Annotated in this window: 11 protein-coding genes; 5 read left to right on the forward strand and 6 right to left on the reverse strand. The window is 27.4% G+C overall.

Annotation, left to right across the window (positions count from 1 at the left end; all coding sequences use genetic code 4):
* Nucleotides 1-8: 8 nt before the first annotated feature.
* Nucleotides 9-155, reverse strand: a complete 147-nt coding sequence (rpmH, locus tag EXC53_RS02200) for a 50S ribosomal protein L34 (protein WP_027333701.1) — start codon at nucleotides 153-155, stop codon at nucleotides 9-11.
* Between the two features lie 243 nt (nucleotides 156-398).
* Between rpmH and serS the strand changes: the two genes are divergently transcribed.
* Genes serS through EXC53_RS02215 form a run of 3 tightly spaced genes read left to right on the forward strand, consistent with a single transcriptional unit; the run spans nucleotide 399 to nucleotide 3826 of the window.
* The gene (serS, locus tag EXC53_RS02205) at nucleotides 399-1676 is read left to right on the forward strand and encodes a serine--tRNA ligase (RefSeq protein ID WP_119572298.1); all 1278 of its coding nucleotides are present in this window, start codon (nucleotides 399-401) and stop codon (nucleotides 1674-1676) included.
* Nucleotides 1677-1719: 43 nt separating this feature from the next.
* Entirely contained in the window at nucleotides 1720-2934 is a 1215-nt protein-coding gene (locus EXC53_RS02210; protein ID WP_129724563.1) for an IS3 family transposase, read from the forward strand.
* 55 nt (nucleotides 2935-2989) lie between these two features.
* Nucleotides 2990-3826 carry an HAD-IIB family hydrolase gene (locus tag EXC53_RS02215; RefSeq protein WP_119571990.1) on the forward strand — a complete coding sequence of 279 codons (837 nt, stop codon included), beginning with the start codon at nucleotides 2990-2992 and terminating at the stop codon, nucleotides 3824-3826.
* A 37-nt stretch (nucleotides 3827-3863) separates the two neighbouring features.
* Here the strand turns inward: EXC53_RS02215 and EXC53_RS02220 are convergent, their stop codons facing one another.
* Nucleotides 3864-5015: a coiled-coil domain-containing protein gene (locus EXC53_RS02220; RefSeq protein WP_119571989.1), complete on the reverse strand. Its 1152-nt coding sequence runs from the start codon at nucleotides 5013-5015 to the stop codon at nucleotides 3864-3866.
* A gap of 420 nt (nucleotides 5016-5435) precedes the next feature.
* Here EXC53_RS02220 and EXC53_RS02225 point away from each other — a divergent pair, with 420 nt between their 5' ends.
* The gene (locus EXC53_RS02225) at nucleotides 5436-6101 is read left to right on the forward strand and encodes a PQ-loop domain-containing transporter (RefSeq protein WP_223214508.1); all 666 of its coding nucleotides are present in this window, start codon (nucleotides 5436-5438) and stop codon (nucleotides 6099-6101) included.
* Nucleotides 6102-6144: 43 nt separating this feature from the next.
* Here EXC53_RS02225 and EXC53_RS02230 read toward each other — a convergent pair whose 3' ends face one another.
* From EXC53_RS02230 to def, 4 genes are read right to left on the reverse strand one after another with little or no spacing between them, the layout of a single operon-like run.
* Nucleotides 6145-6711, reverse strand: coding sequence for a DJ-1/PfpI family protein (locus tag EXC53_RS02230; protein ID WP_119571987.1), 567 nt, complete (start codon nucleotides 6709-6711; stop codon nucleotides 6145-6147).
* Nucleotide 6712: 1 nt separating this feature from the next.
* Entirely contained in the window at nucleotides 6713-7633 is a 921-nt protein-coding gene (locus tag EXC53_RS02235) for an MSC_0882 family membrane protein (protein ID WP_119571986.1), read from the reverse strand.
* Nucleotides 7634-7655: 22 nt separating this feature from the next.
* A complete protein-coding gene (locus EXC53_RS02240) occupies nucleotides 7656-8777 on the reverse strand; it encodes a hypothetical protein (protein WP_119571985.1) in 1122 nt (373 codons plus the stop codon).
* A gap of 2 nt (nucleotides 8778-8779) precedes the next feature.
* Nucleotides 8780-9340 (reverse strand): peptide deformylase, encoded by a 561-nt coding sequence (gene def / locus EXC53_RS02245; RefSeq protein ID WP_119571984.1) that lies wholly within the window; start codon nucleotides 9338-9340, stop codon nucleotides 8780-8782.
* A gap of 59 nt (nucleotides 9341-9399) precedes the next feature.
* On the opposite strand from def, the gene plsY reads away from it, so the two are divergent.
* A complete protein-coding gene (gene plsY / locus EXC53_RS02250; RefSeq protein WP_223214509.1) occupies nucleotides 9400-10044 on the forward strand; it encodes a glycerol-3-phosphate 1-O-acyltransferase PlsY in 645 nt (214 codons plus the stop codon).

The raw sequence follows: 10044 nt of genomic DNA on the forward strand, positions 1-10044 counted from the left end.
TTAAAAAATTATTTATCTGAAACTGTTAATCTTTTTCTACCTTTAGCTCTTCTATTAGCTAAAACTTTTCTTCCGTTAGCTGTTTTCATTCTAGCTCTAAAACCGTGAACTTTAGCGTGTTTACGTTTGTTTGGTTGATATGTTCTTTTGCTCATTTTTAGCCTCCTTTGATAGTTATAAATATAGCGTGTATATTATACCTTAAAAATATCTAAAAATAGGTTTTTAGAGGTATAAAGATTTTATTTTGTTTATTTTACTATTTTTTAGTTAAAAAATGAATAAAAAAGATTTCATAAATTACCAAACTTAATAATCTTAATCAAAAAAATCAAGTTATTAATTTTAAATATTTGTATAATTTTAATAATTATATAAATCAAAATAAACGAGGTTATATGTTAGATATTAAATACGTTTTAAATAATGTAGAAAAAGTTAGAGAAGGCTTACTCTCAAGAAATTTTGAAATTTCAATTTATGATGAATTTGTTGAATTAGCTAAAAATAGAGGTCAGATTATGTTTGAAGCTCAAAATAAGAAAGCTGAGCTTGGAAAATTATCAAAAGAATTTTCAAAATTCAAAAATGATCCAGCTAAAATTCAAGAAATTAAAAATCAAATTGAAGCAATTAAACAAGAAGAACAAGAATTAACAGAAAAAGCTAATAACTTAAATTCCAAAATTAATGATTTAATTTTACAAATTCCTAATTTACCATTAGAAACTGTTCCTGTTGGTAAAAACGAAGATCAAAATGTTATTTTAGAAACTCGTGATAAAATCGGAAGAGGACTTGTCAAAGCGATGCTTCCCCACTATGAAATTGCAAAAAACTTAGATATTATCGATTTTGAACGTGGAGTCAAACTTTCTGGTTCTCGTTATGTAATTTACAAAAATGAGGGTTCAAGATTAGTGCGGGCATTAATCAACTTAATGATCGATACTCACATTGAAAAAGGATACAACGAATTTGCAACACCAGTAATTGTTAAATCAGAAATGCTTTACGGAACAGGTAATTTACCAAAATTCGCAGAAGATTTATATAAAATCGAAAGCGAAAGTGCAAGTTATTTAATCCCAACAGCAGAAGTCACCTTAACAAACATTTACAATAATGAAATTGTTGATTTATCTCAACCATTTAAAGCAACCGCATACACAGAATGTTTCCGTTCAGAAGCAGGAAGTAGCGGTAAAGATACTAAAGGTTTAATTCGTCAACATCAATTTAAAAAGGTTGAATTAGTTAAAGTTACAAACGCTGAAGATGCTTGAACTGAATATTTAGCAATGCTTGAAGATGCAAAAGCAATTTTAGAAAAATTAGAAATTCCTTATCGAACTTTACAACTTTGTACAGGTGATATGGGATTTAGTTCACGAAATACTGTTGATTTAGAGCTTTGATTGCCATCAGAACAACGTTTTAGAGAAGTTTCTTCAGTAAGTTATATGGGTGATTTTCAAGCTAGAAGAGCAATGATCCGTTACCGTAATAACGAAGGTAAAACTGAATATGCTCACACTATGAATGGGTCTGGTCTTGCAATTGATAGAGTCATTGCTGCTTTACTTGAAATTTATCAAAACGAAGACGGAACAATCTCAATTCCAAAAGCACTCCAAAAATATATGGGTGATAAAGAATTTATTGGTAAAAATTAAAAGCAAGTTTAAACTAGGACAATAAAAATTAACATTCCTTCGAATGTTAATTTTTTATATTTTTAAAGGAGAAAAAATGGGTAAACATTTTACAGAAGAACAAGAAAAAGAAATTTATAATACATTTTTTCAATTAGGCAAAAAGTATGCAATTGAACTTATGTATAAATATGGTGCAAAAGCAAAAGATAAATATGTGAAAGCAAGATTACGAGGAATATTAAAACATTATAATTGTAATATGAATAAAAAACCAAGAAAGCCTGGAACCGGTAGGTCAAGAAAAGTGAAAGAACAAGATATAAATTGAGACATTTTTACACGAGAAGATTTAATTGAAATTGCAAAAAGATATAGAGAAATTACAAAAGATAAATTTAAAACAGAGAAAGTTCAAGAGGCATCACATATTAATATGGCTTCGTATAAACTTGCTATTTTGTTGTATCTTTGTAGACAAACAATATCCAAACATAAAAGAAATAATTTTGCTCCTAAAAATAAATCCAGAAAAATAAAGTACCAAGACTTGATTATTGATTCATTTAAACAAAATAGATCTAAATATGGTAGACAAAAATTAAAATATTTTATCTTAAAGCACTATAAAATAGACATAAACGAAAGAACTCTAGGAAGATATATGAATGCCTTAGGTTTATTTTGCAATATAAGAAAAAGAAAAAAATTAAAAGAAGTAAAGAACACATCTGTCATAAAAGAAAACATTGTGAATAGAGATTATAACGATGTATATAACAGAAATATATATGCTACCGATGTAACATATCTCCCAGCGACAAAAGATGCGATAAACAATAATGTTTATCTTTCAGTAGTGATTAAACATAAAACTAAAGAAATAATTAGTTTTTCTCTTTCCAAATTTAATGATTCAAAATTAATTTACAAAACATTTGAAAATGTGGATTTTGAAAAAAGTTTTATACTACATTCAGATCATTGCTCAACTTATACATCTGATGATTTTTCTCATTTTATTGAAAATAAAGGTGGAATAATTTCACTTTCAAAAGTAGGAAATAGTTTAGATAATAGAGTTGTGGAATATTGATTTTCAAATTTAAAAACTGAATTAATTAGAGATTTAAATATCAAAGCTATGACTTTGAGTGAACTAGAAAAAGTAATATCTAATTATGTTAATTGATACAATAAATTTAGAATTCAATCATGTCTAAATTGAAAAACCCCATACGAATATAGTATGGGGCTATCCAATTTGATAAATTGTTAATTTTTTCTGTCCTAGTTTAGTTAAGCTTGCTTTTAATTTGGAGAAAGGTACAAAAATGAAAAAAATCTTGGCATATGATTTAGATGGAACTTTATTATTAAAAAATAATACCGTTCACCCTTTTACAAAACAAGCAATTAAAGATAGCCATGAAGCCGGTTATTTAAATATCGTTGCAACAGGAAGAGGATTTAAAAAAATTATTCCTTTGATCGAAAATGGTGAATTAGCAAATATTGATTATTTTGTTTGTTCTAATGGATCAGCAATTTATAACAAAATTAATAATCAATTACAAGTAATTAGTTCATTAGATCCTATTGCTTTTAAAGTCATGAAGGAAGCTGCTAATAAATATCAATCTATTTTAACAATTGATACAACAACTTATAATGGAACTATTCTTCCTAACAATAAAATGCCAGACTGAATCTCTAATAAACAAATTATGGATTTAAATGTCTTAAATTTAGCAACAATTGAAGAACTCGAACAAATTGTAAATAATCCACAAACAGTAATTACTCAAATTGCTCTTCGGAATCCTGAAAATTTAGCAAAACAAATTACCGAAGAAGTTCGTAGCAAATTAGATCCTGAGAAATTTGAAATTTATTTAACTAACTCAATTTACACAGATGCAAATCCTAAAAATGCTTCAAAATGAAATGGAATTAACACATTATTGCATCAATTAGGACTTAGTAATAAAGATTTAATTGCTTTTGGAGATAGTGGAAATGATGTCAATATGATTGAAGCTGCTAGTTTTGGTGTCGCTCTTGGGAACGCAACACCCGAAGCAAAAGCTGCCGCTAATTTAGTTATTGATGATCATGAAACAGGAACAATAGGTGAAACAATTTATAAAATTATGGACGGACAAATATAAAAATATCACAAATGTTTTTGTGATATTTTTCTTTAAATTAAGCTGTGACTTCTTCTTTTTTGTCACGTTTTTTAAGAACTACTAAAAGAATTAAAATTAATAAAAGTGGGATAAAAAGTAATGTTCAAAATAAAATTTTGTAAATTCCTGAACTTTTTCTGTAATATGTAACTTCTGTCTCAATATTACGTGATTTATCAGCTAATTCTCTAACATTTCCTTCAAGAGTTTCTTTATCTCTTGATAATCTTGTAGTTTCTGATTTTAATGTTTGAATAACATTTTTAACTTTTTCGTGATATTCTCTTAAATCTCTTTTACTTTCAATAACTTCACCAGCTTTTGTTTCGCTAAGTAATTGATTCATTTTTTCAACTAAATCATCAATTGATTCTGATGATTTAAGTAATTCTTTATCTTTTGCAATCGCTGCTTTTTGAGCTTCTAATTGTTTTTCTAATTCTGCAATTTTTGCTTCTTGTTCTTGTGCTTTTGCAATCGCTGCTTTTTGGGCTTCTAATTTTTGTTCTAAATCAGTAATTTTTGTTTCTTGCTCAGTGATTTTTGTAGCTTGTGTTTCTTTTTCAGCTTTAAGTTTTTCTAAATCAGCCTTAGCTAATGGTGCTACTACTTTTAAATATTCTTCGAAAGCTTTTGAAGCAGGCATTCCTGTTTCTTCTCCATAGTAATCCATTGAAGTTTGTTTTCATCTTTCGTTAATTTCATCCATTTTAGCTAAAATTGAGTCTTTGTATTCTGAAAATTTATCAAATAATTCACTAATTAAAAGAATACTTGAATATTCATTTCTAACTTGATTTAAAGTACGGTACATATCTCTTCATAATCAAGCTGCTTGATCATAATCTTTATTTCTAATTAAAAGTGGTAAAACTGTATAATATTGTGTAAAAGTACCATTTTGCTCTTCAAGATCTTTTTCTCCGAAAACAAATTTCTTTTCACTGTTTGTATTATATTTATCGTTTAAAACTTTAATTACATTTTTCGCTAATTTTACTGTGTTGTCAAAGTCTTGTTTTTGTGCATCTCTATGCATCATTAAAATTGCTTGAATTTTTTGAACACTTTGATTGTCATTATCTGTCGCTGCCGATACAAGAGGAGCAGAAACAGCAACAACAGGTGCTACTGTTAAAGGTAAAAATAATAATTTTTTTAATTTCATAATTCCTCATTTCATATTCCAACTAATAAATTGCTATAATAACATTGTTAAAAATGTTAAATTTTAGCCATTTATAACTTTATTATATACCTTTTAAAATACAATAAATTAGCAGTTTTCTTGCAAAAAAAAAAAAAAAAAGGTAAATATTTTCTTCGAAAATATAAAAATAGTTATTTTTTAGTTTTTTTAATTACTTTTTAGGGTTTTTCTAAATAGACAATTTGTATAGTCAAAAAATTATTTCTAATTTGTGGAAATTTTCGTTCCACATTTTTTTATTTTTAGCTCAATTTAAGATTTTGATAAAATAAAGTAATGCTAACTAATTTTGGAAATTTATTAGATGACAAAGTAAAGGGGACTAATCCTTATTCACTATCATTTAATATCTTTTTAGTTATAACTAGTATCTTAATTGTGTGCTTGAGTTTACCTCAGCTTTACAAAATTCTTAAAGATAAAAAGACAGGAAATATTAATTTTACTTCATTTTGAATTTTCCATTTAGGAATTCTAGGTTGAGTAATTTATGGTGTTACTAACCCTAATCACCTTTATAATGTGGTAATTGCTGATGGATTATCTGTTTTTGTTAATGGTGTTATGACAGGATTGCTTTACTATTACAAAAAAGAATTTAGTCAAAGACAAAAAATGTTTGGTTACTTAGGAATTTTAGCAACATGAGGGGTTGCCATCATTTTAATTGGTTTCTATATTAAAGAAGAATCAAGTGGTCAAATCGGTTTAATCACAATGACAGAAAATCAATCTGCAATTTTCGGTTATACATTACCTGCTTTAACTACATTTGCTTTTGCTCCACAATTAATTCAATCATTTATAACTAAGAAATGACAAGGAATTTCTGTTTGAATGTTTGTTTTATACGAAATTAATAACGTTGCATGAATTATTTGATGAATTATCGGAATTCTTCAAAACCAATATGACGGAATTGGATATCAATCATTAATTGCTGGCTTAATTTGACAAATTATCAGTTTAACAATTTTTGGAGTTCAGCTCACATTCACAGTTCTTGATATTCGCAAAAACAAACAAACTATTCAACAAAATTAAAAAAGGAGAAAAAAACAAACAACAAAAGTTGTTTGTTTTTAATTTAAAATTTTTTATCGCTTCTTCCGGTCATACCTTGATAAACAAAATTTGCTATGTCTTTTCCATAAACAAGATTCAAAATAGCTAAACCAAGTTCCATCGAAGCGTCCGCACTACGACCAGTTAATATTTTGGCTCCTGTTTGAGTTACATAATCATTGCTATAAAATTCTGTCCGTGTTTCTTTTGCTCACTCACTTGGAAAAGCAGAATATGGTTTAGTTTGGTCAATAATTTTAGATTCAACTAAAACATTAGGAGCATCACAAATTGCAAAAAGATATTTATCTTTTTTAAGAAATTCAGAAATAAGATTAAGCGAAATTAAGTCTGTTCTTAAAGTTTGTGCACCTTTTCCACCTGGTACATAAAGACCGTCATATTCATCAATATTTACTTCATTTAAAATATTATCTAATTTAGTAATCCCGTACTGTCCTTCTACATTTTGAAGACTTGGGTTGTAATAATCTAACTTTTCTAATTTCCCACTTCTTTTTAAACATGAAAGAACAGTTGTCATTTCAATATCATTAAAATAATTTTGAGCAATTACAAGTAAATTCATCTTATTTCTTTCTTCTAATAACCTTTGTATAAACTAAGAAAATAAAGATTGCAAGCGGTACTAAAACAGTTAAAATAAACACAAAAATATAGAATTTAATTCAAGCTTTATTTTCTGATCTTCTAGATTCTTGAACAGAAGCAATTAAAGTTGCTGCACTTTGACCATCTGTTCCTAAATTCATTTGGATATCTTTAATTCTTTTACGATCATAAAGTCAAACCACTAAAAGTAAAACTGTTAATGTCACTAAAACAATTAATCCAATAACTTCAAAAGATCAAATTTTTCCAAATCAACTTTCTAAAATTTTTGGTCAATCTAATTTAATAAAGAAAGATCCATTTGATGTGCTTGTTGGTTCTTTACCAATTGTTCATGTTCCACTTGCATTTAAAGCAGCTACAATAACTAAAAGTAATCCAAAATATGTTAAAAAGAAAAAGTAAAGTCACATTAATCTTAAATTTTTTAAAGTTAATGTTTTATAAAGCTCAGCAAACATTGTTGAAGCTGCAACATCACCTCTTTTATAGTTATAACGGAATTGTTTTTCTGTTTTTCTTCAGCTTGCAAAATCCATTGCATTTTTAATAAAAAGAACTAATCCTAAAATTGTTGATAAACCAAATAAAATATATCATCCAATAAAACTTGCGTTTTTATAATCATTAGTTTTAGAAATTCCAACAGCAACTCCAATTGCAACCAATGATGAAACAAAAATCACTAATCAAAAAACAAAAGCAATAAAACGAATTGTTTTTTCTTTTCTAATTGTTGTATGTGCTAATGGAGAAATTTCATTTTTAGGATCAACATAAACCTTTGCAGCAGATTGTTCATCTATCCCGTAAGGTATTTCTGTCGTTTTTAAATTAACATTATTAGAACTATTGTCTTTTGGTTGAAAGTTGTTCATAATAATCCTTTCTTAAATTATTTTAATTGCTTAAATTTGTAATTAATTGATTAAAATCAATGTAATTTAAAGCTTTTACATCAAATTCTTTAACAATTGTTCCAAAAATTAATTTAGAAACTTTTTCTTGTGTTTTTTGATTAAGATTTTGATAAATTTGAGCAGTTACTTTAACTCATTGATCGATTTTTTCTGCTCGTTCGTCTATTCATTGACCTGCAACTTGTGCATTTTGAAGCTCGTTTTTGATTTTAGTTGCAAACGCATTAGTTAATTGTTCTTTTGCGTTTGAATTATTTAAGTTAATTGAATTTTCCTCAATAACCTCGTTTAATTTTGTTTCTATATAATTTTTACTTTCTTCAAAATTAATTTTTTCTTTGTAATTGATTTGATTTAGTAATTTTGTCACAAATTCTTCATTAACATCAACTACTTGCTCAATTTTTTCTAAAAATCTTAAAAATGATTGAGATAAATTTTCTAATTCAGTTTGATTTAATCTTTCACCACTAAGAATTTTGTCGAATAAAGGTTTATTTTTTTCATATTCTTTAAGAATTTCGATAACAGCAGGCAATGCTCCATCTTGAATTTTAGCTTGACCTGCTGAATAAAGTCAACTAGAAAACTTCATAAATCCTGTGGCATGATTTTTTGAAGCTAAAACTGCTATTCAAGAAGTTGAGGCACCAGCGAAAGTTGCACCAAAAGCTGCTCCAAAAAATAAATTGACAAGTCTACGAGTGATTTTAATATATTTTCTTTTAGTAACTGAACGTAAAACTAAAACTAAAAAGACAATCATATTTATAAATCCAAAAATCGCAGATGTTATCATTAAAGCCACCATACCAGCTGCTATTTTATAACCATAAGAAATTGCTTCCTTAAACCTTTCCTCATCAATATTAAATATTTGAGCAAAGAAAGTTTGACTTTTATTAAAGATAATTGTTAAACTTAAACAAGTAATAACAAAAAGGAAAGTAATGATTACTTGTGCAATAAATCATTTTCAATTAGCCAGATAACCTGCTAAACCACCTAAAAGAGCAAAGAAAACAATTATCAATAGCGATACTCAAATTCAAGTGTTAGCTATAGAATTAACTGTTTCTAAATTTTTAATTAAATCTTGCATGATTAAATATATTTTGCCTTTCTATCTTTTCTTCACGGTTCTTTAACTTTGATTCGATCAATAAATAATTTACCTTCTAAATGATCTAATTCATGTTGAAAGACAATTGCAAGATATCCGCTGACTGAAAATCTCATAAATTTACGGTTTTGATAACTATAAGCATCAACAGTAATAGACTCAGCACGATGAACATATCCTGCTTGATTAGGTCATTCTTCACTAACACTAAGACAACCTTCTCCCTCTTGTAAGGCTATTTTTTTAGCACTTTTATAAACTACTTTGGGATTAAAAAGCACATCTTTGAAAAAGACTTCTCCTGTTTGATCATCTTGTAAAAAGATGTAAAAAGCTCTTTTTAAAACACCATATTGAACCGCAGCAACTCCAACACCCGGTCTAAATGTAGTTCCTGGCTTTTGTGAATCATCAATGTGAAAAATCATTTTTTCTGCAAGTTGAATGTCTTCTTCTGTTAAAGGTAAAGGTACATCTTTTGACCTTTGTCTTAAAACTTTTTCAGGCAATTCAACCAATTTTACTTCAAATTTTTTATTCATAAATTTATTATATAATAATAAATACAAAAAATTTATTAAGAGGTATTTTTATGGTATTTATGATTAATTTTTATTTAATAATCACTGGATATTTGGTTGGTTCATTAAATATTTCAATTTTGCTTAGCAAAATTTGAAAAAAACAAGATGTAAGACAATTTCATTCAGAAAACGCCGGGGCAACTAATTCGTATCGTACTTTTGGTAAGCTATTTGGTATTACAGTTCTTCTTTTAGATATTTTAAAAGGTTACTTAACAGTTGCGTTAGGTTATGCTTTTTGAAGTTATTTTGCAAAAGATGTTGTGTACGCACCTATGATTTCCGGTCTTGCTTGCATGATTGGACATACTTTTCCGATCTTTTTTAAATTTAAAGGTGGTAAAGGTGTTGGATGTGCTATTGGTATTTTAATTGCTCTTAATATTAGTTTACTTTTTGTTGCTGCTATTTTCTTCTTCGGAATCACAATCCTAACAAGATATGTGTCACTCGGGAGCGTTGCAACAGCACTGATTTTAATTCCTTTTACCTTCATTCCTTGAATCTCAAAAGGTGATATTGCTTACACTACGCCAATAAGTTTACCATTTTGAGTTAATGGATTAATTTATATCTTTTGTGCCGCTTTAATTGTATTTAATCACCGTTCAAACATCCAAAGATTAATCAATGGTACAGAAAGAAAATTTGAGGTCAAATAA

Origin of the sequence: Mycoplasmopsis gallopavonis (genome assembly GCF_900660635.1) — a bacterium.
Classification (GTDB): Bacteria; Bacillota_I; Bacilli_A; order Mycoplasmatales; family Metamycoplasmataceae; genus Mycoplasmopsis; species Mycoplasmopsis gallopavonis.